This is a genomic window from uncultured Pluralibacter sp. (assembly GCF_913775985.1).
Taxonomy (GTDB): domain Bacteria; phylum Pseudomonadota; class Gammaproteobacteria; order Enterobacterales; family Enterobacteriaceae; genus Pluralibacter.
The window spans coordinates 93,498-118,198 of the sequence record NZ_CAJYMB010000096.1 but is presented as its reverse complement, the minus strand read 5'-3'; the positions used below and the strand labels follow the sequence as shown (position 1 = coordinate 118,198).

The 24,701-nt window shown below is 59.1% G+C and carries 21 protein-coding genes and 1 other RNA gene; 6 read left to right on the top strand and 16 right to left on the bottom strand.

Annotated features, from left to right (window positions below):
* Positions 1-3: 3 nt before the first annotated feature.
* The 5 genes from gcvT to QZ766_RS11340 all read right to left on the bottom strand — a co-directional run bounded on the left by gcvT (position 4) and on the right by QZ766_RS11340 (position 5,784).
* On the bottom strand, positions 4-1,098 hold the full coding sequence (gcvT, locus tag QZ766_RS11360) for a glycine cleavage system aminomethyltransferase GcvT (protein ID WP_297202314.1): 1,095 nt from the start codon (positions 1,096-1,098) through the stop codon (positions 4-6).
* A gap of 392 nt (positions 1,099-1,490) precedes the next feature.
* Entirely contained in the window at positions 1,491-2,693 is a 1,203-nt protein-coding gene (gene ubiI, locus QZ766_RS11355) for an FAD-dependent 2-octaprenylphenol hydroxylase (protein WP_297201854.1), read from the bottom strand.
* 11 nt (positions 2,694-2,704) lie between these two features.
* Positions 2,705-3,871, bottom strand: a complete 1,167-nt coding sequence (gene ubiH, locus QZ766_RS11350; protein ID WP_297201851.1) for a 2-octaprenyl-6-methoxyphenyl hydroxylase — start codon at positions 3,869-3,871, stop codon at positions 2,705-2,707.
* The gene (pepP, locus tag QZ766_RS11345) at positions 3,868-5,181 is read right to left on the bottom strand and encodes a Xaa-Pro aminopeptidase (RefSeq protein ID WP_297201849.1); all 1,314 of its coding nucleotides are present in this window, start codon (positions 5,179-5,181) and stop codon (positions 3,868-3,870) included. The genes ubiH and pepP overlap by 4 nt, the downstream gene beginning before the upstream one ends.
* 24 nt (positions 5,182-5,205) lie before the next feature.
* Positions 5,206-5,784: a YecA family protein gene (locus QZ766_RS11340; RefSeq protein ID WP_297201846.1), complete on the bottom strand. Its 579-nt coding sequence runs from the start codon at positions 5,782-5,784 to the stop codon at positions 5,206-5,208.
* 166 nt (positions 5,785-5,950) lie between these two features.
* On the opposite strand from QZ766_RS11340, the gene zapA reads away from it, so the two are divergent.
* The 3 genes from zapA to QZ766_RS11325 all read left to right on the top strand — a co-directional run bounded on the left by zapA (position 5,951) and on the right by QZ766_RS11325 (position 7,123).
* The gene (gene zapA / locus QZ766_RS11335; RefSeq protein ID WP_297201843.1) at positions 5,951-6,280 is read left to right on the top strand and encodes a cell division protein ZapA; all 330 of its coding nucleotides are present in this window, start codon (positions 5,951-5,953) and stop codon (positions 6,278-6,280) included.
* A gap of 40 nt (positions 6,281-6,320) precedes the next feature.
* A non-coding RNA gene (ssrS, locus tag QZ766_RS11330) (6S RNA) lies at positions 6,321-6,504 on the top strand.
* A gap of 22 nt (positions 6,505-6,526) precedes the next feature.
* The gene (locus QZ766_RS11325) at positions 6,527-7,123 is read left to right on the top strand and encodes a 5-formyltetrahydrofolate cyclo-ligase (RefSeq protein WP_297201841.1); all 597 of its coding nucleotides are present in this window, start codon (positions 6,527-6,529) and stop codon (positions 7,121-7,123) included.
* A gap of 65 nt (positions 7,124-7,188) precedes the next feature.
* Here the strand turns inward: QZ766_RS11325 and serA are convergent, their stop codons facing one another.
* Together serA and rpiA are read right to left on the bottom strand one after the other, a co-directional pair.
* Positions 7,189-8,421, bottom strand: a complete 1,233-nt coding sequence (gene serA, locus QZ766_RS11320; protein ID WP_297201838.1) for a phosphoglycerate dehydrogenase — start codon at positions 8,419-8,421, stop codon at positions 7,189-7,191.
* Between the two features lie 264 nt (positions 8,422-8,685).
* Positions 8,686-9,345, bottom strand: a complete 660-nt coding sequence (gene rpiA / locus QZ766_RS11315; protein ID WP_297201835.1) for a ribose-5-phosphate isomerase RpiA — start codon at positions 9,343-9,345, stop codon at positions 8,686-8,688.
* Positions 9,346-9,503: 158 nt separating this feature from the next.
* On the opposite strand from rpiA, the gene QZ766_RS11310 reads away from it, so the two are divergent.
* A complete protein-coding gene (locus QZ766_RS11310) occupies positions 9,504-10,397 on the top strand; it encodes a LysR family transcriptional regulator ArgP (protein WP_297201832.1) in 894 nt (297 codons plus the stop codon).
* A 58-nt stretch (positions 10,398-10,455) separates the two neighbouring features.
* On the opposite strand, the gene QZ766_RS11305 is transcribed toward QZ766_RS11310, so the two are convergent.
* From QZ766_RS11305 to tkt, 7 genes are all read right to left on the bottom strand, one after another.
* Positions 10,456-11,229 carry an oxidative stress defense protein gene (locus tag QZ766_RS11305; RefSeq protein ID WP_297201828.1) on the bottom strand — a complete coding sequence of 258 codons (774 nt, stop codon included), beginning with the start codon at positions 11,227-11,229 and terminating at the stop codon, positions 10,456-10,458.
* A 99-nt stretch (positions 11,230-11,328) separates the two neighbouring features.
* Positions 11,329-11,964, bottom strand: a complete 636-nt coding sequence (gene argO, locus QZ766_RS11300) for an arginine exporter ArgO (RefSeq protein WP_297201825.1) — start codon at positions 11,962-11,964, stop codon at positions 11,329-11,331.
* A 140-nt stretch (positions 11,965-12,104) separates the two neighbouring features.
* Entirely contained in the window at positions 12,105-12,977 is an 873-nt protein-coding gene (locus tag QZ766_RS11295; RefSeq protein WP_297201822.1) for a small-conductance mechanosensitive channel MscS, read from the bottom strand.
* A 186-nt stretch (positions 12,978-13,163) separates the two neighbouring features.
* On the bottom strand, positions 13,164-14,243 hold the full coding sequence (gene fbaA / locus QZ766_RS11290) for a class II fructose-bisphosphate aldolase (protein WP_297201819.1): 1,080 nt from the start codon (positions 14,241-14,243) through the stop codon (positions 13,164-13,166).
* Positions 14,244-14,347: 104 nt separating this feature from the next.
* Positions 14,348-15,511, bottom strand: a complete 1,164-nt coding sequence (gene pgk, locus QZ766_RS11285; RefSeq protein WP_297201816.1) for a phosphoglycerate kinase — start codon at positions 15,509-15,511, stop codon at positions 14,348-14,350.
* Between the two features lie 47 nt (positions 15,512-15,558).
* Entirely contained in the window at positions 15,559-16,578 is a 1,020-nt protein-coding gene (epd, locus tag QZ766_RS11280) for an erythrose-4-phosphate dehydrogenase (protein ID WP_297201813.1), read from the bottom strand.
* 301 nt (positions 16,579-16,879) lie between these two features.
* Entirely contained in the window at positions 16,880-18,871 is a 1,992-nt protein-coding gene (gene tkt / locus QZ766_RS11275) for a transketolase (protein ID WP_297201810.1), read from the bottom strand.
* A 279-nt stretch (positions 18,872-19,150) separates the two neighbouring features.
* Between tkt and QZ766_RS11270 the strand changes: the two genes are divergently transcribed.
* On the top strand, positions 19,151-19,909 hold the full coding sequence (locus tag QZ766_RS11270; RefSeq protein WP_297201807.1) for a M48 family metallopeptidase: 759 nt from the start codon (positions 19,151-19,153) through the stop codon (positions 19,907-19,909).
* 342 nt (positions 19,910-20,251) lie between these two features.
* A complete protein-coding gene (locus QZ766_RS11265) occupies positions 20,252-21,520 on the top strand; it encodes an OprD family outer membrane porin (protein ID WP_297201805.1) in 1,269 nt (422 codons plus the stop codon).
* A gap of 48 nt (positions 21,521-21,568) precedes the next feature.
* Here QZ766_RS11265 and QZ766_RS11260 read toward each other — a convergent pair whose 3' ends face one another.
* Both QZ766_RS11260 and QZ766_RS11255 read right to left on the bottom strand, forming a co-directional pair.
* A complete protein-coding gene (locus tag QZ766_RS11260; protein WP_297201802.1) occupies positions 21,569-23,209 on the bottom strand; it encodes a thiamine pyrophosphate-binding protein in 1,641 nt (546 codons plus the stop codon).
* Positions 23,206-24,693, bottom strand: coding sequence for an aldehyde dehydrogenase (locus tag QZ766_RS11255; protein WP_297201796.1), 1,488 nt, complete (start codon positions 24,691-24,693; stop codon positions 23,206-23,208). Before QZ766_RS11255 ends, QZ766_RS11260 begins: the two co-directional genes overlap by 4 nt.
* Between the last annotated feature and the right edge of the window lie 8 nt (positions 24,694-24,701).

Below are 24,701 nucleotides of genomic sequence, written 5' to 3'. Positions count from 1 at the left end.
CAGTTACGCGACGGCTTTGCCATTGCGTACAAAAACAGGTTTGGTGACGGTGACCGGCATTTCGCGGTTGCGGATCTGCACGATAGCAGCGTCGCCGATGCCGACCGGCACGCGGGCCAGGGCAATGCTGTAGCCGAGCGTCGGCGAGAAGGTGCCGCTGGTGATAATGCCTTCTTGCTGATTGCCCTGGGCATCGGTAAAGCGGACCGGCAGCTCGCCGCGCAGCACGCCTTTTTCGGTCATCACCAGACCGACCAGCTGTTCGGTGCCTTTCTCGCGCTGGCTCTCCAGCGCTTCACGGCCGATAAAGTCGCGATCCGCAGGCTCCCAGGCGATGGTCCAGCCCATGTTGGCCGCCAGCGGCGAGACGCCCTCGTCCATCTCCTGGCCGTAGAGGTTCATGCCCGCCTCAAGGCGCAGCGTGTCGCGCGCGCCGAGCCCGCAGGGCTTCACCCCAGCATCCAGCAGCGCGCGCCAGGCGTCGGCAGCTTTTTCTTTCGGCAGCGCAATCTCGTAGCCGGCTTCACCGGTATAGCCGGTGGTGGCGATAAACAGGTCGCCGGCCTGCACGCCGAAAAAGGGCTTCATCCCTTCAACGGCACTGCGCTGCGCATCGTCAAACAGGGTCGCCGCTTTAGCCTTCGCATGCGGGCCCTGAACGGCAATCAGCGCCAGATCGTCGCGCACGTTGATTTCAACGCCGTAGGCGGTGGCGTGCTCGCTAATCCAGGCCAGATCTTTGTCGCGAGTGGCGGAGTTCACCACCAGGCGGAAATAGTCTTCGCTGAGGAAGTAGACAATCAGGTCGTCGATAACCCCCGCAGAGGCATTGAGCATCCCGGAATAGAGCGCTTTGCCGGGCGCGGTCAGTTTGGCGACGTCGTTCGCCAGCAGGTAGCGCAGAAACTCGCGGGTGCGGCTGCCGTGCAGATCGACAATGGTCATGTGCGAAACGTCAAACATTCCGGCGTCGGTGCGCACCGCGTGGTGCTCATCAAGCTGTGAACCGTAGTGCAGCGGCATCATCCAGCCGTGAAAATCCACCATGCGCGCGCCGCACAGGGTGTGTTGTTCATACAGGGGCGTGTGTTGAGCCATCATTTCCTCATTTGCTAAGGGGGCTACAGGCATTTTGCTGACGCTGCTGCATCCGCGTTACGCGGGCGCGCAAACGTTATCCTTTGCCTGACGTTATCACTGAAGCAGGCGATAGACCATAAGGTAAAGTTAACCATCACATTAGCTTATGACCCAAAAACCACAGGAACTCTACAGCACGATCGGCTGGCTTACTGCGATAAATGCCACATAAAATTAACATCCGCGGCCAGCAGACAGTACGCCGTGAGATTATCTGCGGAAAAAAGGGCGAATTTTTCAGAGGTTATTTTTGAGCGCATTATAAAATCTAATGCGAAAAAGAAGGTGGGATTAGAATATTTCAAATGAGGGAGCACTTCCGACGCCGGCGCCGGAAGTGCAACGTGAAATTAGCGTAGCCAGTCCGGCAGGCGGCTGAGCCCCATCGCCTGGCGAATCAGCTGCGGCTTCACACCCGGCAGGGTATCTGCCAGCTTGAGGCCGATATCGCGCAGCAGCTTTTTCGCCGGATTGCTGCCGGCAAACAGCTCGCGAAAGCCCTGCATGCCCGCCAGCATCAGCGCCGCGCTGTGCTTGCGGCTGCGCTCGTAGCGCCGCAGATAGAGGTGCTGGCCAAAATCTTTGCCCTGCGCGTGCAGGCGGCGCACCTCGTGGATCAGCTCGGCGGCATCCATAAAGCCGAGGTTGACCCCCTGCCCCGCCAGCGGGTGAATAGTGTGCGCGGCATCGCCAACCAACGCCAGGCGATGGGCGGCAAACTGGCGCGCGTAGCGTCCGGTGAGCGGGAAAACCCGACGTTCGCTTTCCAGCTCGCACAGCCCGAGGCGGTTATCAAACGCCACGTTCAGCGCCTGGTTGAAGTCCGCGGCGTCGGCCTGCTGCATCAGCTCCGCCTGCTGCGGCGACAGCGACCAGACGATGGAGCACTGGTGCGGGTCGCTCAGCGGCAAAAAGGCCAGAATGCCTTCGCCGTGAAACGCCTGGCGCGCCACGCCGCCATGCGGCTCCGCGGTGCGGATTGTCGCTACCAGCGCGTGGTGGCGGTAGTCCCAGGAGGTCATCGGAATATCGGCCTTGTTGCGCAGCCAGGAGTTAGCGCCGTCGGCCCCCACCACCAGCTTCGCGGTCAGCATATTGCCGTCTTTCAGGGTCAGAAATACTTCGTTCTCGCCCCACGCCACCTGCTGGAGTTCTGCGGGCGCGAGCAGCGTAACATCCTTCAGCTGCTGCGCCTTTTGCCACAGGGCGCGGTGGATAACGCCATTCTCGATGATGTGGCCGAGGTGGCTAAAGCCGAGGCTTTGATCATCAAAAGCAATGCGCCCGAAGCTGTCGCGATCCCATACTTCCATGCCGTGATAGCGGCTGGCGCGCAGGGCGACGATATCGTCCCAGACGCCGAGTTTTGCCAGCAGCTTTTCGCTGGCGGCGTTGATTGCCGACACCCGCAGCTGCGGCGCTGACGCCGGGTCCACCGGCTGCGGCTCGCCCTGCTCGATGACCGCCACGCGCAGCCCGCTGCCCTGCAGACCGCAGGCGACCGCCAGACCGACCATGCCACCGCCAACGATAGCAATATCAACACTTTGCACTGTGTAACTCCTTATCTGGCGACCATGCCGAGGGTACGCTGCGCCAGCGCGTCGCGCGCCGGAGTCAGTAATTCCATGGCCATCAGGCCAACGTTGCGCCCGGCCACCAGCGGGGCCCAGCGGTTCGCAAACAGGTGTACCAGCCCGTCGGTCACACCGACGGTGGCGTCTTTATCCGGCGCGCGGCGCTGCTGATAGCGGGACAGCAATGCGTAATCGCCAGGATCGGCGGCATTAGCAACGGTTTCCGCCAGCGACATTACGTCGCGCAGCCCGAGGTTAAAGCCCTGACCGGCAATCGGATGCAGGGTTTGCGCCGCGTTGCCCACCAGCGCCAGCCGGTGAGAAATAGCGCGCTTCGCCCGGGTCAGCGACAGCGGATAGGCGGCGCGGGCGCCGCTGTGGGTGATGCGCCCCAGCCGCCAGCCGAACGCCTGCTGCAGTTCGTTGCAGAAGCGTTGATCTGACCAACCGAGCACCTCGTCGCGGTGCGACAGCGCGTGGCACCACACCAGCGAACAGCGGTTGTCAGACATCGGCAGCATCGCCAGCGGCCCCTGCTTCGTGAAACGCTCAAAGGCGCGGCCCTGGTGCGCAACGGCCGTGGTGACGTTAGCGATAATCGCGAGCTGATCGTAAGGTTCCTGCTGCCATTCGATTCCGCACTGTTCGCCGAGCGCCGAGCGGCTGCCGTCGGCAGCCACCAGCAGCGAACCCGTGAGGGTTTCCCCGCTCTCCAGTTCCACGATTGCTTCCGTCGCGCTGCGGCTGACGCGGGCCACCCGCGCCGGACAGTGCAACGTTACGCCCGGCGCGGTGCGCAGGAGCGCAAACAGGCGCTGGCCGACATCGTGCAGCTCCACCACCTGCCCGAGGGCCGGCAGGGAGTAATCTTTCGCATCAAGAGTGACGAATCCGGCGTGGCCGCGATCGCTGACGTGTACGGTGCGGATAGCGGTAGCGCAGTCGCGTATCGCCTGCCAGACGCCGACCCGGGCCAGCTGCTGGCAGGTGCCCGCCGCCAGCGCAATCGCCCGGGAATCAAATCCGGGATGCTGGCGAGATTCGGGCGCGCTGGCCTCAATCAGGTGAACCGGCATTTTGCCGCCGCTGAGATGGGAAATCGCCAGCGCGAGCGTGGAGCCGGTCATGCCGCCGCCAACGATAATCACGCTCATACGCGGTGCGCCGCCATCAGCGCCTCAATATCGTCCGCGCGCTTGACGACGCCGGCGGTCAGGTTTTCGTTGCCGTCTTCGGTGATGACGATGTCATCTTCGATACGGATGCCGATCCCGCGATATTCGGCGGGCACGTCGGCGTCGGGGGCGATATACAGGCCGGGCTCAACGGTCAGCACCATACCCGGCTCCAGCACGCGGGAGCGATCTGCGCCGTAGTGGCCGACATCGTGAACGTCCAGCCCGAGCCAGTGGCTGAGGCCGTGCATGAAGAATTGACGATGCGCGCTATCGAGGATCAGCTGATCCACTTCGCCTTTGAGAATGCCGAGCTTCGTCAGACCGGTCACCATGATGCGCACCACCGCGTCATTGACTGCCTGAATGGAGGTGCCGGGACGATAGAGTTCAAGCGCCGTTTCCAGCGACTCCAGCACGATGTCGTAGATGGCGCGCTGGGCCGGGGTAAACTTGCCGTTAATCGGGAAGGTCCGGGTAATATCCCCGGCGTAGCCCTGGTATTCACAGCCGGCGTCGATAAGCACCAGCTCACCGTCGCGCAGCGGCGATTCGTTTTCGGTGTAGTGCAGAATGCAGCCGTTTTCACCGCCGCCAACAATAGTGTTATAGGACGGATAGCGCGCGCCGTGGCGGGTAAACTCGTGGTGAATTTCCCCCTCCAGCTGGTATTCAAACATCTCCGGGCGGCACTTCTCCATGGCGCGCGTGTGGGCCAGGGCGGTAATTTCGCCCGCCCGGCGCATGACGGCAATCTCTTCCGGCGATTTGAACAGGCGCATTTCATGCACCTGCGGGCGCCAGTCGATAATGGAAGACGGCGCGCTCAGGTTCTGGCGGGAGCCCTTACGCAGCTTGTCGAGAGCCCGGAAGACTATCTCGTCCGCATAAGCATATTCGCCCTGCGCGTGGTACACCGCGTCGAGGCCGTTCAACAGCTGATAGAGCTGCTCGTCGATTTCGCTGAACGCCAGCGCCCGGTCAACGCCAAGCTTCGCCGGTGCGGCGTCCTGGCCGAGGCGGCGGCCGAACCAGATTTCCGCGGTCAGGTCGCGCACCCGGTTAAACAGTACGCTGTGGTTGTGAGTGTCATCGCTTTTAATCAGCACCAGCGCGGCTTCGGGCTCGTTAAAGCCGGTGAGGTACCAGAAATCGCTGCTCTGGCGATACGGATATTCTGAATCTGCATTGCGCGTCGCTTCCGGCGCGGCAAAGATAATCGCCGCGCTGCCGGGCTGCATTTGCGCCAGCAGCGCCTGACGACGACGGTCGAACTCCTGCTGTGTCATGACACTCCCCTTTACGTTGTTGTTTTAGTGTAAGGTCGGCTTGCGGACTTCCGGCGCGGTGGGCTGCGGCCGGGTGAAGTAGTCGTGAATAAGCAGCGCGGCGACGCGCACATATTCAACGATCTCTTCAAGAGACATCTCCAGCTCTTCCTGATCTTCATCTTCGTCATAGCCCAGCTGGGCGATGTTGCGCAGATCGTCGATGGCTTCGCCGGTTTCGCCTTTCACTTTGTCGAGCTTGGGCTGCGTAACGCCCAGACCCAGCAGAAAGTGGTTCACCCAGCCCGCCAGCGCGTCGGCGCGGTCAAACACGCTGGCGCTTTCGTCGTCCGGCAGCCAGAGCTGGAACATAAAGCCGTCGTCCTCCAGCGAGTCGCTGGTGTACGCGTAGACTTTGCGCAGCGCTTCAGCCAGCTCGTGGCCGAACGCCAGACCTTCGTTGGTCAGGTCGTGGACCATTGCCAGCCAGCTGCTGTCCTTGTTGTTGCCGCAGAGCATGCCGCTTATCAGACCGTGCATTTCTGCGGGCGTCAGCCCTACTCCCTGTTGGTTAAGTAGCTGGTTCACATCGCTGTAACCAGGCATTTCGTTCTGTATAGACATGCTCAATCGTCATCGTTGGAGGAATATTCATGATATGCTACCACTTTGGACCCTGGCGAACCAGAAAAGGGCTTGAATGTCCCCGGCAGGGTAGCTATAGTGTCGCCCCTTCTGGCGCCCCGGTGCAGGGCCCGGAGGTAGCGCAGTCAATCAGCAGGAAGGTGGCATGTCTGCACAACCCGTCGATATCGAAATTTTTGGCCGTTCGCTTCGCGTGAATTGCCCCCCTGAACAAAGGGATGCATTGCAGCTGGCTGCGGATGATTTGAATCAGCGGTTGCAAGATCTGAAAGAACGCACTAGAGTCACAAATACCGAGCAGTTAGTCTTTATCGCGGCCCTGAACATCAGCTATGAGCTGACTCAGGAAAAAGCCAAAACGCGCGACTATGCTGCCAGTATGGAACACCGTATTCGGATGTTACAGCAGACCATCGAACAGGCATTACTCGATCAGGGTCGCATATCTGAAAAGTCGGGTTCCAGCTTTGAATAACGCTTTATGGTTAGCTATGGTAGACTAACCCTGAAGCAAAATTTCTCTGAGATGTTTGCAAGCGGGCCAGTCCCCTGAGCCGATATTTCATACCACAAGAATGTGGCGCCTCACGGTCGGTGAGCATGCTCGGTTCGTCCGAGAAGCCTGAAGACTTTGACGACACATTCACCTTGAACCAAGGGTTCAAGGGTTACAGCCTGCGGCGGCATCTCGGAGATTCCCTCTTTTCTTTCTGTCACTACCATGACCCCAGCCTCTTCAACCTCCACAGAACGACAGCAAATTCGCCAGCTTGTGCGCCAGCGCAGACGCGCGCTCACATCCGGGCAGCAGTCGCAATTTGCGCAGCAGGCCGCGGAACGCATGATGTCGTGGCCGCCGATGGCGCAGGCCCGCAGCGTCGCGCTGTTTCTCTCTTTTGACGGCGAGCTGGATACCCGGCCGCTGATTGAAATGCTGTGGCGCAGCGGCAGGCAGGTCTATCTTCCGGTACTACACCCCTTTAGCCCCGGCAATCTGCTGTTCTTACGCTATCATTCACGCTCACCGCTGGTGGTCAACCGTCTGAAAATTAGCGAGCCGATGCTCGACGTGCGCGAGGTGCTGCCGCTCAGCGAGCTGGACGTGCTTATTACGCCGCTGGTGGCGTTTGACGCGCAGGGGCAGCGCCTGGGCATGGGCGGCGGATTTTATGACAGAACCCTGCAAAACTGGCGCCGCTACCGGCTGCAGCCCGTAGGCTACGCGCACGACTGCCAGCAGGTAGCGCATTTACCCGTGGAAAAATGGGATATCCCGCTACCCGCGATAGTGACGCCGTCAAAAATCTGGCGCTGGTAAAAGTAAGGGCCTTCTTATCAAGAAGGCCCTTTATCTTTACGGATGATGGCGGGAAGAGTGCGGCATCAGTACAGCAGGCGAGCGCGGATGGTGCCCGGAATCGCCTTCATCGCCTGCAGCGCTTTCTCGGCGATGTCCTCTTCCGCTTCAATATCAATGACCACGTAACCCATCAGCGGCGACGTTTGCAGGTACTGGGCGGCAATGTTAACGCCCTGCTCGGCAAAAATCTGGTTGATGGAGGTCAGCACGCCCGGACGGTTTTCGTGGATGTGCAGCAGGCGGCGGCCGCCGTGCAGCGGCAGGGAAACCTCGGGGAAGTTAACCGCCGACAGCGTGGAGCCGTTATCGGAATATTTCGCCAGCTTGCCGGCCACTTCCAGCCCGATGTTTTCCTGAGCTTCCTGAGTAGAACCGCCAATGTGCGGCGTCAGGATCACGTTATCGAACTCGCTCAGCGGCGAGATAAACGGATCGGCGTTGGTGGCCGGCTCCGTCGGGAAGACGTCAATTGCCGCGCCCGCCAGATGCTTGCGGGACAGAGCATCGCACAGGGCGTCAATTTCCACCACCGTGCCGCGGGAGGCGTTGATCAGCAGCGAGCCCGGCTTCATCAGGGCCAGCTCTTCGCGCCCCATCATCTCTTTAGTCGAGGCATTTTCGGGCACGTGCAGCGTCACCACATCGCTCATATTCAGCAGATCTGAAAGGTGCTGAATCTGCGTCGCGTTACCCAGCGGCAGCTTATTTTCGATGTCGTAAAAGTAGACGTGCATGCCGAGAGATTCAGCCAGAATGCCCAGCTGGGTGCCAATGTGGCCGTAGCCGATAATACCGAGCTTTTTGCCGCGCGCTTCAAAGCTGCCCACCGCCTGCTTGTTCCAGATACCGCGGTGCGCTTTGGCATTGGCTTCCGGCACGCCGCGCAGCAGCAGCAGCAGCTCGCCAATCACCAGCTCCGCAACGGAGCGGGTATTCGAGAACGGGGCGTTGAAGACGGGGATGCCGCGACGCGCGGCGGCGTTAAGATCCACCTGGTTCGTGCCGATGCAGAAGCAGCCTACGGCGACCAGCTTCTCTGCGGCCTGGAAGATCTCTTCCGTCAGATGAGTGCGGGAGCGAATGCCGATAAAATGGGCATCGCGAATCGACTCTTTAAGCTGCTCTGCGTCGAGTGCGCCTTTGTGAAACTCAATGTTGGTATATCCCGCCGCGCGAAGGTTATCGATTGCTTTTTGATGTACGCCTTCAACCAGCAGAAACTTAATTTTGTCTTTTTCTAGTGAAACCTTAGCCATTTCCCCGCCCTGTCCGTCTTGATACTGATGGTGTTGTGAATCAATCTTCACCCCAGCAACATATCAAAAAAAACTATCGCGGCAATATTGGCGGGCGGCTTGGGCATCCTGAAGCAGGGGTATTCGGTGGGTAATCTCAGCATAAAATGCTGGCAGTAGCACAATGACCAGTTTGTTAATAAAGTGTATTTCTGAAATGTGATACAAGTCACCGAATTTAACCCGGGGAAAATATTTTTGGGAGCCGGTGCGGCTCCCGTCAGATCATTTTACGATGGTTTTCACGCCGTCGGCGGTGCCGATAAGCGCTACGTCGGCGCCGCGGTTGGCAAACAGGCCGACGGTAACGACGCCCGGAATAGCGTTAATTGCGTTTTCCAGCGCGATGGCATCAAGGATTTCCAGATTGTGGACATCAAGAATCACGTTGCCGTTATCTGTTACCACGCCCTGACGATACTCCGGCAGGCCGCCCAGCTTAACCAGCTGGCGCGCGACGGCGCTGCGGGCCATAGGGATTACTTCCACCGGCAGCGGGAATTTGCCGAGGATGGGAACTTGCTTGGACGCGTCGGCAATACAGATAAACTTCTCGGCAACGGAGGCGATAATCTTCTCCCGCGTTAGCGCCGCGCCGCCGCCTTTGATCATCTGCATCTGGTCGTTGATTTCATCAGCGCCATCGACATAGATGCCAAGGCTGTCCACTTCGTTAAGATCGAAAACGTGAATGCCGAGCGCTTTCAGCTTCGCGGTGGAGGCATCGGAGCTGGATACCGCCCCTTCAATTTGCCCTTTCATCGTGCCGAGCGCGTCGATAAAGTGCGCCGCCGTAGAACCAGTGCCGACACCGACAATGGTACCCGGCTGCACGTACTGCAGCGCGGCCCAGCCCACTGCTTTTTTCAGTTCATCCTGCGTCATGGTTTTTTACCTGTGAGGTGATGAGATCCGCGCATTATAGATCATCGCCCGCGCAAAAGTCCGTGCCGGAAGTGTGGGCAGAAGTCCATTTTCGTCTGTAACACGGTTAAATTTATGTCATAGTGCTGAAAATTAAATTCGAGGAGTCAGTCAGAACCATGAAACGTCCGGACTACAGAACACTGCAGGCGCTAGATGCGGTCATTAGGGAAAGAGGCTTTGAACGTGCCGCGCAAAAGCTGTGTATCACTCAGTCCGCCGTTTCTCAGCGCATTAAGCAGCTGGAGAACATGTTTGGCCAGCCGCTGCTGGTGCGTACCGTTCCGCCGAAACCTACCGAGCAGGGCCAGAAGCTGCTGGCGCTGCTGCGCCAGGTCGAGCTGCTGGAAGAGGAGTGGCTCGGCGACGAGCAAATTGGCTCTACTCCGCTGCTGCTGTCGCTGGCCATTAACGCCGACAGCCTCGCCACCTGGCTGCTGCCGGCGCTGGCGGGCGTGCTGGCCGACTCGCCGATTCGCCTGAATTTGCAGGTCGAAGATGAAACCCGTACCCAGGATCGCCTGCGCCGTGGGGAAGTGGTTGGCGCGGTCAGCATCCAGCCGCAGGCGCTGCCAAGCTGCCTGGTGGACCAGCTCGGCGCGCTCGATTATCTGTTCGTCGCCTCGCCGGCGTTTGCGCAACGCTATTTTCCGAACGGCGTTACCCGCTCCGCGCTGCTGAAAGCCCCGGTGGTCGCCTTCGATCATCTGGACGATATGCATCAGGCTTTCCTGCAGCAAAACTTCGATCTGCCGCCGGGCAGCGTGCCGTGCCATATCGTTAACTCATCGGAAGCTTTCGTACAGCTGGCGCGCCAGAGCACCACCTGCTGTATGATCCCGCACCTGCAGATTGAAAGAGAGCTGGCGTCCGGCGAGCTTATCGATCTGACACCGGGACTTTATCAGCGGCGGATGCTCTACTGGCACCGCTTCGCGCCGGAAAGCCGGATGATGCGCCGGGTCACCGACGCGCTGCTGGAGTACGGTCACCGGGTTCTGCGCCAGGACTGATTATCCTTAATAACGTAAAAAGCCGGGTTTCCCCGGCTTTTTACGTTCTGACGCTGCTTTACTCGGCTTTCTTCTCCGGCTCGGCTGCTTTCGTCGGCTCGGCTGCTTTCGCCGGCTGAGCGGTCGCTGAATCCAGCTGGAATACGACATCAACCTGATCGTCAAACTGAATCGACGGCTGCTCGTAGGTTTGCTGAACATCACTCGCCGGGGCCGCTTCTGCCTTCATCATCCGCACCATCGGGCTCGGCTGATAGTTAGAGACGTGATAGCGGATGCTGTAAACCGGACCCAGCTTCGCGTGAAAACCTTCCGCCAGCGCCTGCGCCTGGTGGACAGCATCATCAATCGCCGCTTTGCGGGCCTGGTCTTTGTAGGTATCCGGTTGCGCAACGCCAAGCGATACGGAGCGGATCTCATTGAGGCCGGCTTTAAGGGCGCCGTCCAGCAGCGAGTTCAGCTTGTCGAGCTGGCGCAGCGTCACTTCAACGGAGCGCACCGCACGGTAGCCTTTCAGAATGCTTTTGCCATTCTGATAGTCGTAGTCCGGCTGGGTGCGCAGGTTGGCGGAACGAATATCTTTTTTGCCGATGCCGTTCTGCTCAAGGAAGGAGAGATATTGCGCAACGCGATCGTCGGCCTGCTTCTTCGCGGACGCGGCATCTTTCGCCGCCACGTTGACTTCAATGGCGAGCGTCGCCATGTCCGGCACCGCATCTACGCTGGCGGTGCCCGAGATAACAATGTGCGGACCGTCCGGCAATTCGCTTGCCTGAACCGACATTGTGCTGAAACCCATCAGTGCCGCCAGGGCCATCACTTTAAACTTCACTGGCATTCCTCCATGCTGCTGTTTTACCCAAAAAAGGGCGTCTGCAAGCAAGCTTAGTCCTTACGAAATGAAAGTCCATAAGAGAAGGCCTAGAGTGCGCTAACTGAATAAAGCGTGAATATGGCTAACACCCTCTTTTGCCAGCTGAAACGCAATAAACCACATCACGCAGCCGACCAGCAGATTGATAATGCGCTGCGCCCGTGCGGTGCGCAGGCGCGGGGCCAGCCAGGCAGCCAGCAGCGCCAGGCCAAAGAACCACAGGAAGGAGGCGCTCACCGTACCAAGGGCAAACCAGCGGCGCGGCTCCAGGTCCATCTGCCCGCCGATGCTGCCGAGCACCACGAAGGTATCAAGATAAACGTGCGGATTAAGCCACGTTACCGCCAGCATAGTGGCAACTATCTTCCAGCGTCCCTGCTTCATCACTTCCGCGCTGGCAAGCTCGATATTACTGCCCATCGCCGTTTTCAGCGCGCCGAAGCCGTACCACAGGAGAAAGGCCACGCCGCCCCAGGTGATTAGCGCCAGCAGCCACGGAGACTGCATCAGCAGCGCGCTGCCGCCGAAAATACCGGCGCAGATCAGCAGCAGATCGCTTACCGCGCACAGCAGAGCAATCATAAGATGATACTGGCGGCGGATCCCCTGATTCATCACAAACGCATTCTGCGGGCCGAGCGGAAGGATCATGGCAGCGCCGAGGGCAAGCCCCTGAAAAAAATAAGATAACACGATGGATTTTCCCAAAAGGTCTACAAGATGGCGGGACTATAGCGCGGGAAAAACATTAGAGGAAATTGAAAATTTTAATCCTTTATTAGCCTGACTAATAAAAGAAAATGGGCCCGCGCCGGACGGGCGGGCCGACTAGCTTATCGGGTGACGGACGGCTCTTCCGCGTCTTTCACCTGCTTAAAGTTAACGTCCATCTGCGGGTACGGGAAGCTGATGCCATTGGCGTCAAAGTCGCGCTTGATGCGCTCCAGCACGTCCCAGTACACGGTTTGCAGATCGCTGCTTTTGCTCCAGCAGCGCACGACAAAGTTAATGGACGATGCGCCAAGCTCGTTCAGACGCACGATTTGATCGCGGTCTTTCAGGATGCGCTCATCGGATTGCATAATATCGGTAATCAGCGATTTCACCTTATCGATGTCGGAATCATAAGCGACGCCGATAATGAATTCGTTGCGGCGCACCGGCTCGCGGGAGTAGTTAACAATGTTGCCGGCGATAATTTTACCGTTAGGAATAACGACAATTTTACCGTCCACGGTGCGCATGGTGGTGGAGAAGATCTGCACGTGCAGCACGGTACCCGCTACGCCGCCGAGATCGACATACTCACCGGCGCGGAACGGCCGGAACATCACCAGCAGCACGCCCGCGGCCAGGTTCGAGAGCGAACCCTGCAGCGCCAGGCCTACGGCCAAACCGGCGGCACCCAGCACGGCGATAATGGATGCCGTCTGCACCCCGACGCGCCCCAGCGCGGCAATTAGCGTAAAGGCGATAATTGCATAGCGCAGCATCGCGGAGAGAAAATCCGCCACGGTGGCGTCAACTTTACGCGCCACCATCATGCGATTAACCGCATTCGACACCACTCTCGCCACAATCATACCGACGATAACAATGGCGATCGCCGCGACGATATTTACCGCATAACTCAGCAGCAGCGCCTGGTTACGCACCAGCCACGAGCCCGCATGATTTATACTGTCGACCACATTTAGATCTTCCATTTACTGTTCCTTATAGCTACCCGTTCGGGAAAAAAGTCTGAATTGACTTCGATATAGCAGACCGTTAAGGGTAAACAAAAAGTGTGAGTTTTGCCAAGCAGCTCACAGTATCAATTCGGATTATCCTGTTGGAAAAGCAATAAAAAAGCCCGCTGAGTAGCGGGCTTCTGGCAATACATTCAGAAATTACAGAACGTCGATGGCGTTCAGCTCTTTGAATGCCTGCTCCAGACGCGTCACCATAGAGGTCTGGGCAGAACGCAGCCACACGCGCGGATCGTAGTATTTCTTGTTCGGCTGGTCTTCGCCTTTCGGGTTGCCCAGCTGGCCCTGCAGGTAAGCTTCGTTGGTTTTGTAGTACTGCAGGATACCGTCCCAGGTTGCCCACTGGGTATCGGTATCGATGTTCATCTTGATAACGCCATAGCTGACGGAATCTTTGATTTCCTGCGCAGTAGAACCGGAACCGCCGTGGAATACGAAGTTCAGGCTGTTGTGCGGCAGGTTGTGTTTTTTGGACACGTAATCCTGAGAGTCGCGCAGGATAGTCGGGGTCAGCTTAACGTTACCCGGCTTGTACACGCCGTGCACGTTACCGAAGGAAGCCGCGATGGTGAAGCGCGGGCTGATTTTGCTCAGTTCAACGTAAGCGTAATCAACGTCTTCCGGCTGGGTGTACAGAGCAGAAGCGTCCATGTGGCTGTTGTCCACGCCGTCTTCTTCGCCGCCGGTGCAGCCCAGTTCAATTTCCAGGGTCATGCCCATTTTGGACATGCGCTCCAGGTATTTGGAGCAGATAGCGATGTTCTCTTCCAGAGACTCTTCGGACAGGTCAATCATGTGAGAAGAGAACAGCGGTTTGCCGGTAGCGGCAAAGTGTTTTTCACCCGCGTCCAGCAGGCCGTCGATCCACGGCAGCAGTTTTTTCGCACAGTGGTCGGTGTGCAGGATAACCGGCACGCCGTAGTGTTCAGCCATCTGGTGAACGTGATGCGCGCCGGAGATAGCGCCCAGAACAGCCGCGCCCTGAGGAACGTCAGTTTTCACGCCTTTACCGGCGATAAATGCGGCACCGCCGTTGGAGAACTGTACGATAACAGGCGCTTTAACTTTAGCAGCCGCTTCCAGAACAGCGTTGATGGAGTCGGTGCCCACGCAGTTAACTGCCGGCAGCGCGAAGTTGTTGTCTTTCGCTACCTGGAACACTTTCTGAACGTCGTCGCCAGTGATGACGCCCGGTTTTACGAAATCAAAAATTTTAGACATGTTACTGAGTCCCGTATTTGTATCTTCGACCGTTGAAAGGGGTTGCAAACTGCACGCTTACTCCAGCTTGCAAAAAACAGGCGGGTTACCCCGCCTGTACAAACTTACTTTTTAGCACGCTCTTCGAGCATGGCGACCGCCGGCAGAACCTTGCCTTCGACGAATTCGAGGAATGCGCCGCCGCCGGTGGAGATGTAGGAGATTTTGTCTGCAATGCCGAACAGGTCGATTGCTGCCAGGGTATCGCCGCCGCCCGCGATGGAGAAGCCTTCGCTGTCTGCGATGGCGTTAGCAACGATTTCGGTACCTTTGCGGAAGTTCGGGAATTCGAACACGCCAACCGGGCCGTTCCACAGAATGGTTTTGGCATTTTTCAGAATGTCAGCCAGCTTCTGTGCGGAAACGTAGCCCAGATCCAGAATCTGCTCGTCATCTTTGATGTCGTTAACAGATTTCAGGGTTGCGGTAGCGGTTTCAGAGAACTCGGTAGCCACGCGAACGTCCGTCGGAACCGGAATATCGCAGGTGGTCAGCAGGCGCTTGGCTTCGTCAACCAGGTCAGCTTCGTACAGGGATTTGCCCACGTTGTGGCCCTGAGCCGCCACGAAGGTGTTGGCGATGCCGCCGCCGACGATCAGCTGATCGGCGATTTTAGACAGGGAATCCAGAACGGTCAGCTTGGTGGAAACTTTAGAGCCACCAACGATAGCCACCATCGGGCGCGCCGGCTCTTTCAGCGCTTTACCCAGCGCGTCCAGCTCGGCAGCCAGCAGCGGGCCAGCACAAGCGATATCAGCAAATTTACCGATACCGTGAGTAGAAGCCTGCGCGCGGTGCGCAGTACCAAAGGCATCCATTACGAATACGTCGCACAGGGCCGCGTATTTTTTAGAGAGCGCTTCGTCGTCTTTCTTTTCGCCTTTGTTAAAGCGAACGTTTTCCAGAACCACCAGCTCACCCTCGGCTACATCAACGCCGTCGAGGTAATCTTTAACCAGGCGCACCGGGCTGGAGAGTTTGTCTTTCAGGTAATTAACAACCGGCAGCAGGGAGAACTCTTCGTTGTACTCGCCTTCGGTCGGACGACCCAGGTGGGAAGTCACCATCACTTTAGCACCCTGCTTCAGGGCCAGTTCGATGGTCGGCAGAGAAGCGCGGATACGCGCGTCGCTGGTCACTTTACCCTCTTTCACCGGTACGTTCAGATCCGCACGGATGAAAACGCGTTTACCAGCCAGATCCAGATCGGTCATCTTAATTACAGACATGGTGAATCCTCTATTTGATTCTAAAGTTTTGCAGACGCTGATGCGCCTTACCTGAAACCTGTTGCGGCCATTGCTAACGTCGTGTCGAGCATTCGGTTAGCAAAGCCCCATTCATTGTCGCACCAGACCAGCGTTTTGATCAGGTGCGCTCCACTGACCCGGGTTTGCGTGCCATCGACGATGGCGCTGTGCGGATCGTGGTTAAAATCAGTAGAAACCAACGGTAATTCCGTATAGTCAACTATACCATGAAATGCCCCCTGCGCCGCTTTTTGCAGCAACAGATTGACTTCACTGGTTTTTACCGGATTCCTCACCGTGACGCTAAGATCGATTGCCGTCACGTTAATGGTCGGGACCCGAACCGCAATGGCCTCAAAGCGGTCGTTAAACTGCGGGAAAATGCGGGTGATCCCGGCCGCCAGCTTGGTATCCACCGGAATGATGGACTGGCTCGCCGCGCGGGTGCGCCGTAGATCCGGATGATAAGCGTCGATCACCTGCTGATCGTGCATCGCCGAGTGGATCGTGGTGACGGTGCCGGACTCAATGCCGAAAGCCTCATCTAACAGCTTAATCACCGGAATAATGCAGTTGGTGGTGCAGGAGGCGTTAGAGACGATGCGGTGTTCCGCGTGCAGCTCATCATGATTGACGCCGTACACCACGGTGGCGTCAAGATCGCTGCTGCCAGGATGTGAAAAGAGCACTTTCTTCGCGCCGGCCGCCAGATGCGCTTCGCCATCTTCGCGGCTGCCGTACACGCCGGTGCAGTCCAGCACCACGTCAACAGACAGCTCGCGCCAGGGCAGCGCCTCAATGGTCGGCTCGTGCAGCAGGCGAATAACGTCATCGCCCACGAACAGCTGCTCCCGCTCCTGGCGGATATCCCAGGCGAAGCGGCCGTGGCTGGTATCGTATTTCAGCAGGTGCGCAATACCCGCAGCTTCCGCCAGCTCATTGATGGCTACTACGGTAATTTCGGCCCGACGCCCGGATTCGTATAGCGCGCGAACCACGTTGCGTCCTATGCGGCCAAAACCATTAATCGCTACGCGTAGGGTCATAAATCTCCTGCAACACACTCCCTGATTACGGTGGCTGAAAGCCTAATCCAGCCTCGCGCAGAAAGGAATGCCTGCCGTCGCAAACCGCGACTGATTGATTAATTGTCGAACATTTAATCGACTGAAACGCTTCAGCCAGAGTAATCGAAAGATGGAATAAAAGGAACGTTAGTCCAGAGGAAGTGTTGTGAAGTCTGATATACATCACATTTTTGCTGGAATAATTTACAACAGGTTTACATCAGGCCTGAATAAATGAAAAGGCCGGGACATGCCCGGCCTTGCTTTAATGCATTCAGAATTACAGCAGCGCTTTGGCCTTCGCCAGCACGTTCTCAACCGTGAAGCCGAACTCTTCAAACAGCTGCTCTGCCGGCGCAGATTCACCGAAGGTGGTCATGCCGACGATGGCGCCGTTCAGGCCCACGTACTTGAACCAGTAGTCGGCGATACCCGCTTCCACCGCCACGCGAGCAGAAACCGCTTTCGGCAGCACCGATTCACGGTACGCAGCATCCTGCTTGTCGAAGGTATCGGTGGACGGCATGGAGACCACGCGCGCCTTCACGCCTTCGGCGGTCAGCTTCTCGTACGCCGCTACTGCCAGCTCAACTTCAGAACCGGTGGCGATGAAGATAATCTGCGGCTGGCCGTCGCTGTCTTTCAGCACGTAGCCACCGCGGGCAACATCCTTCAGCTGCTGCGCGCTGCGCGGCTGCTGGGCCAGGTTCTGGCGGGACAGGATCAGCGCCGTCGGGCCGTCCGCGCGCTCAACGCCGAACTTCCACGCTGCCGCGGTTTCCACCTGGTCGCACGGGCGCCAGGTAGACATGTTCGGGGTCAGACGCAGGGAGGCAACCTGCTCAACCGGCTGGTGGGTCGGGCCATCTTCGCCCAGACCGATGGAGTCGTGGGTGTAGACCATCACCTGACGCGCCTTCATCAGCGCCGCCATGCGTACCGCGTTGCGGGCGTACTCGACGAACATCAGGAAGGTGGAGGTGTACGGCACGAAGCCGCCGTGCAGAGAGATACCGTTGGCGATGGCGGTCATGCCGAACTCGCGCACGCCGTAGTGGATGTAGTTCCCGGCGGTGTCTTCATTAATGGCTTTCGAGCCGGACCACAGGGTCAGGTTGCTCGGCGCCAGGTCGGCGGAGCCGCCGAGGAATTCCGGCAGCAGCGGGCCGAAGGCTTCAATCGCGTTCTGGGAGGCTTTGCGGCTGGCGATTTTCGCCGGGTTTTCCTGCAGCTTCGCGATAATATCGGCCGCTTTCGCGTCGAAATCAGCCGGCAGCTCGCCGTTCATGCGGCGGGTGAACTCGGCGGCTTCCTGCGGGAAGGCTTTCGCGTAGGCGGCATATTTGTCGTTCCACGCGGACTCTTTCGCCTGGCCGGCCTCTTTCGCATCCCACTGGGCGTAGATTTCAGACGGGATTTCAAACGGACCGTAGTTCCAGCCCAGCGCCTTGCGGGTCAGGGCGATTTCCTCGTCGCCCAGCGGCGCGCCGTGGGAGTCGTGGGTACCCTGTTTGTTCGGAGAGCCGAAGCCGATGATGGTTTTGCACATCAGCAGGGACGGCTTGTCGGTGACCGCGCGGGCTTCTTCTACCGCACGCTTGATGGCGTCCGCGTCGTGGCCGTCGATGCCGCGCACCACGTGCCAGCCGTAGGCTTCAAAGCGCTTCGCGGTGTCGTCGGTGAACCAGCCCTCAACGTGGCCGTCGATGGAGATGCCGTTGTCATCATAGAACGCCATCAGCTTGCCCAGCTTCAGGGTGCCCGCCAGGGAGCACACTTCGTGGGAGATGCCTTCCATCATGCAGCCGTCGCCCATGAACGCGTAGGTGAAGTGGTCGACAATATCGTGGCCCGGACGGTTGAACTGCGCCGCCAGGGTCTTCTCGGCAATCGCCATACCTACCGCGTTAGCGATACCCTGACCCAGCGGGCCGGTGGTGGTTTCCACACCGGCGGTGTAGCCCACTTCCGGGTGGCCCGGGGTTTTGGAGTGAAGCTGGCGGAAGTTTTTCAGCTCTTCCAGCGGCAGGTCGTAGCCGGTGAGGTGCAGCAGGCTGTAAATCAGCATTGAGCCGTGGCCGTTGGACAGCACGAAGCGGTCGCGGTCGGCCCAGGACGGATTCTGCGGGTTGTGGTTCATGAAATCACGCCACAGGACTTCGGCAATGTCGGCCATACCCATCGGGGCACCCGGGTGGCCGGATTTGGCTTTCTGTACTGCGTCCATGCTCAGCGCACGAATAGCATTAGCAAGCTCTTTACGTGAGGACATTTTAACTCCAGTTCGTACTGTTGAAGGCCATGCACAAAACGGCTTGACGACAGCGCGTTTTAAGCTACGCCGGAAAAATGTGCCAACAATGTAACCCAAGCCGAAAGGCATGTACATGGAGCATCCTCGTGCCGCCTGGGAAATATCTGCATTGCAGAATCAGGCCGCGCATTCTCCTCGCCAGCACGAATTGCTATTCTTTATACTCGCCGCACCGCCCGGTATGGACAGGCGGTCGACAACGCGGATTACGTTGATACTTACCCACGGAAAATAACCATGAAACTTCGTACTTTACTCCTTGCTCTGGCGACCGCTGGCACCCTTTCCGGCTGTGAAACGATGGACTCAAACGGGCTGATGAACTCAGGCGTGGAGGCCTTTCAGGCCTACACCCTGACCGACGCCCAGGTGATCGCACTAAGTGACAAAGCCTGTGCCGAGATGGACAGCAAAGCCACCCTCGCGGCGGCGGGCAGCGAATATGCCCAGCGCCTGACGAAAATCGCCGCCGCGCTGGGCGATAACATCAACGGCCAGCCGGTCAACTACAAGGTGTACGTCACCAAAGACGTAAACGCCTTCGCCATGGCGAACGGCTGTATTCGCGTCTACAGCGGCCTGATGGACATCATGAATGACAACGAAGTGGAAGCAGTTATCGGCCACGAAATGGGCCACGTCGCGCTGGGCCACGTGAAGAAAGGGATGCAGGTTCAGCTCGGTACCAACGCGGTGCGCGTGGCGGTTGCGTCGGCGGGCGGCGCCATCGGCAGCCTGTCCCAGTCGCAGCTCGGCGACCTGGGCGAGAAGCTGGTCAACGCCCAGTTCTCCCAGCGCCAGGAGTCCGAAGCGGACGACTACTCCTACGATCTGCTGCGCAAGCGCGGCATCAATCCGGCGGGACTGGCCACCAGTTTTGAGAAGCTGTCGAGCCTTGAACAGGGTCGCCAGAGCAGCATGTTTGACGACCATCCGGCCTCGGAAGCGCGCGCCCAGCATATTCGCGATCGCATGAAAGCCGACGGCATTAATTAATGTAAGAGGAGGTTACGGCCTCCTTTTTTATAAAGCACGAAAAGTTAAAACTACGGCATTTATTGCAAATGCCGTCAGCTGAAAATAAAAATCAAATCATTCGTCTTAGCTCGTCATCCCGGAATAATATTTTAGCCCGCCCGGGTAACATATATTTATTATTCTTAAAAAGGCTTAACCCGCGAAACATTCCGCAGCGCGTTTCTTTACTCTCTGCGCGCCGATATTGCAGCCATAGCAATAGCTTATGCCAACTTTAATATTGCAATCCGTTATTATTCAGGTAACTTCCCGTTACACAGCAAGTCGCTTTGACACCCATTATTAAGAGACGTTCCCTCAGTGAAAAAACAACTTTCTTTAATCGCTTTAGGATTATTGGCCGCCGTACCGGCCATCGCCAGCCAGCAGTCAGACAGCAAAGGCTTCGTCGACGACAGCCATTTAGATGTGCTCCTGCGCAACGCCTATATCAACCGCGACTACAAAGATGGCCTGGAAAATAAGGCCGAATGGGGCCAGGGCGTTATCGGCACCTTCGAATCCGGCTTTACTGAGGGCGTGGTAGGTTTCGGCGTTGACGGTATCGCCCAGTACGCCGTGCGTCTGGACGGCGGCCGCGGCCGCAGCGGCGCCGGCGGCATCGACTTCTTCAAGCAGGATGACGATGGCAAAGCCAAAACCAATCTGGCGAAATTTGGCGCCGCTGCCAAAATGCGCTTCTCCAACACCGTCCTGAGCTACGGTACTCAGCACCCGATCCTGCCGATTCTGTACGCCGACGACTCGCGCCTGCTGCAGGAAACGTACACCGGTACGCTGTTAACCTCTCAGGAAATTGAAGGGCTGGACGTTAACGCCGGTTACTTCACCGACGAACAGCGTAAAAGCGACGATCGCCACAACAGCGGCCTTAAGAGCATGACCTTCGGCGGCGCCAGCTACCAGTTTAACGATCAGTTCAGCGGCGCGTTTTACGCCTCCCACGTTGAGAACGTGCTGAACAAACAGTACCTGGGCCTGAACTTTAAACAGCCGTTTGCTACCGGCCAGCAGATGGTTCTGGACTTTAACGGCTACAACTCGCGCCTGACCCGCGGCTACGCCGATTCGCTGGACACCGGCCGTAACAACACCATCTGGAGCATGGCCGCCAGCTATATCTGGGATATTCACACCTTCAAGCTGGCCTACCAGCAAAACAGCGGCAGCACCGGCTACAACTACGGCGGCTACCGCAGTAAAGGCGGCGTCGGCGACGGCGGCAACACCATCTGGCTGGCGAACTCCTACTGGTCTGATTTCAACGGCGAGGACGAGCGTTCCTGGCAGGGATCTTACGGGCTGGATTTTGCCGGTCTGGGTCTGCCGGGCCTGAGCTGGACCACCGCTTACGTGCGCGGGGATAACATTAAGACCTCCGCCACCAGCAATGGCAAAGAACACGAGTGGTTCAACCAGCTGCAGTATCAGGTACAGGACGGCCCGGCGAAAGATCTGAAAGTGAAGCTGCGCTATTCGGTACTGCGCGTATCTGACCGCGCCAGCGACTACAACGTCAGCGGTAACGAAATTCGCGTATTTGTCGATTACCCGTTCAACGTTTTCTAAGTGCTTAACCTCCGGCCCGCCCCGGGCCGGAGGTCTCTTCCCTCAGGCTTAATACAGCGTTTTCTGCGGCGGCCCGGCAAAGCGCAGCGCGCCGATTACCCCCATCTTCACCTCAACCACCGACGGTCCCGGCATCGCCAGCGCTTCCGCCATCACCGATGAAAATGCGGCGGCCTCCGAAACGCTCCACGCCTGCAGGCCCATCGCCTGCGCCAGCTGGGTAAAATCCGGCGTGTGCAGCTCGTTGTAGTACTGGCGTCCGCCAAAATACTTATCCTGAATACCGCGCATTACGCCGTAGCCGCCGTCGTTCATGATCAGCAGCGTCACGTTGGCTTTCTCCTGAGCAAGGGTTGCCAGCTCCCCCAGATTGAGGCTCAGGCCGCCGTCGCCCACCAGCCCCACCACCTTGTGCTGCGGGTTGGCGATCGCCGTGCCAATCGCCATCGGCAGCCCCATGCCGATAGCCCCGGCCAGAGAGTGAATATTTTTCAGCGGCGCGTGGGCGCGGAACAGGCGGCTGCCCCACAGACTGCCGGAGACGGTAATGTCACGAACCAGAATACCGTCGGCGGGCAGCGCGCTGTCGATGGCGTCGCTGAGCCCGGCGTAGGCGCCGCACTGCTCGCGCAGGGCCCGTTCGGCGAGGCTTACCGCTTCATGAATGTCAGCGTCCCAGCTGCCGCTGCCCCACTCGCGCCCCTGCACCCGCGCCGCCAGCGCGTTGAGCACCGGCACGCAGTCGGCAATCAGCGCGCTGTCCATCAGGTAGTTGCGGCTGGCCGCCGCCGGATCGATATCCAGCTGCACGCGCGGCTCGGGCAGCGCCAGCGTCCAGGAGCGGGTTTCGTTGCTGCGCAGGCGCGAGCCGGCCACCAGCGTAAAATCGCAGCGCGCCAGTATCGCGTCTACCGACGGGGAGTTATGAAACGCCCGCAGGCTGGCGCGGTGCGCGTCTGGCAAAATCCCGCGCCCGTGGGTGCTGGAAATCACCGTGACGCCCGCATCCGCCAGCGCTCTGACGGCTTCCACCGCGCCCACCGCTCCGCCGCCGACCCACAGCAGAGGCTGCCGGGCCTGCTTTAGCTGCGCCCACAGCGCGTCAATTTCACTCGCCTGCACCTCTGCGGCCTGCGGCGGCGCGACCGGACGCGTCAGCAGCGAGAGCGGAATTTTCGCACTCTGAATATCAATCGGGATCTCAATGGATACCGGCCCGCACGGCGGCGTCTGCGCGTCCTGAATCGCCTTATGCAGAATGGCCACCGCCTGCCCGGCGCTGCTTATCCGGTACGCGCGCTTCGAGCTGGCTTTCAGAAACGTCAGCTGATCGCGGGTTTCGTGGATAAAGCCGGTATCCGCATCCAGCCAGGCTTTTTCCACCTGACCGGTGATGTGCAGCACGGGTGTGCAGGCGTTCATTGCCTCTATCAGCGCCCCGACCGCGTTGCCCGCCCCCGCGCCGGTGCTGGTTAACGCCACGCCGAGGCCGGAAAAACGGCCGTGGGCATCTGCCATGGTTACCGCCCCCGCCTCGCCGCGGGAGGGAACAAAGCGTATCTTGCCCCGCTGGCCGATCGCGTCCGCCACCGGCAAATTATGAATAGAGATAACGCCGTAAAGGGCATCAACCTGATACTGCTCCAGCGTTCTGGCGATCGCCTCGCCAACGGTAATCATCTCGCTCATTGCACACCCTTCTTGTTATCGCTCCAGTGGTTCACATCGCTACCCGTCGCCAGATAAACGCTCTTCTGCTGCATCCAGGCTTTTAAGCCCTGAATGCCCTTCTCGCGACCAAGGCCGCTCTCTTTGAAGCCGCCGAACGGCGTGGAAATGGAAAAAACTTTATAGGTATTGATCCAGACGGTGCCTACTTCGAGACGCGAGGCGAGCCTCAGCGCCCGGCCGCTGTCCCGGCTCCAGATGCCCGCCGCCAGACCGAAAACTGAATCATTGGCCTGCGCAATCAGCCCGGCCTCGTCCTCAAACGGCATCGCCACCAGCACCGGGCCAAAAATCTCTTCCTGGCAGGCGCGGGCGCCGTTGCTCAGGCCGTCAATAATGGTCGGCTGAAAGTAGCTGCCGTCTGCCAGCGCCGGATCTGGCGGTATTTCGCCGCCGCACAGCACCCGGCCGCCCTCGCGCTGGGCCAGCGCCACGTACTCCATCACCCGCTGGCGATGTCCCTCATTGATAAGCGGCCCGACGTGGGTCGCGGCGTCGAACGGATGCCCGACCCGCAGACCGCGCGTCAGCTCCAGCAGGCGCGCCATCAGCGGAGCGTATACCGACTGGTGGACAAACAGCCGGGAGCCGGCAATACAGGCCTGCCCGGCCGAACTGAAGATGCCGTAGCAAATGCCGCGCGCGGCCTGCTCAAGATTCGCGTCCTCCAGCACGATAGTGGGGGATTTGCCTCCCAGCTCCAGCGACGCGGGGATCAGCTTTTCCGCCGCTACGTGGGCCAGATGGCGTCCGGTGGAGGTGCCGCCGGTGAAAGAGATTTTGCGTACCTTCGGATGGCGGGCCAGCGCATCGCCAATCACCGACCCCTTGCCGGGGAGCACGCTCAGCAGCCCGGCGGGCAGCCCGGCTTCTTCAAACAGTTTTGCCAGCTCAAGGGCCATCAGCGGCGTCGCCTCGGCGGGCTTGAGGATCGCGGCGTTACCCGCGGCAATCGCCGGGGCTATCTTCTGCATTTCGCTGGCAATCGGCGAGTTCCACGGCGTGATAGCCGCCACCACACCGAGCGGCTCGTAGCCGCTCAGGGTTATCACCTGCGGAATGCGCGGCGTCGGCAGCTCGCCCTCCAGCAGCTCGCAGGCGGCGGCGAAGTAGCGGGCGGTGCTCGCCGCGCTGGCCACCAGCCCGCGCGCCTCCGCCAGTGGCTTGCCGTTATCGCGGCTCTGCATTTCAGCCAGCGTCTCGATCCGGGCGTTGATCAGATCGGCAACGCGGTGGAGGATCGCCGCCCGCTGGTGGGGCAGCGTGTCGCGCCAGGCCGGATCCCGCCATGCCCGATCCCCGGCGGCGACGGCCTGCTCCAGATCCTCAAGGCTCGCGGCGTGCAGCGTGGCGTTCAGCGAACCGTCCGCCGGGAAATGGCTCTGCATCAGCGCGCCGCCTCCCTGCCGCCACTGCCCGCCAATAAAAATATCGCGTGTTGTCATGGTCTGTT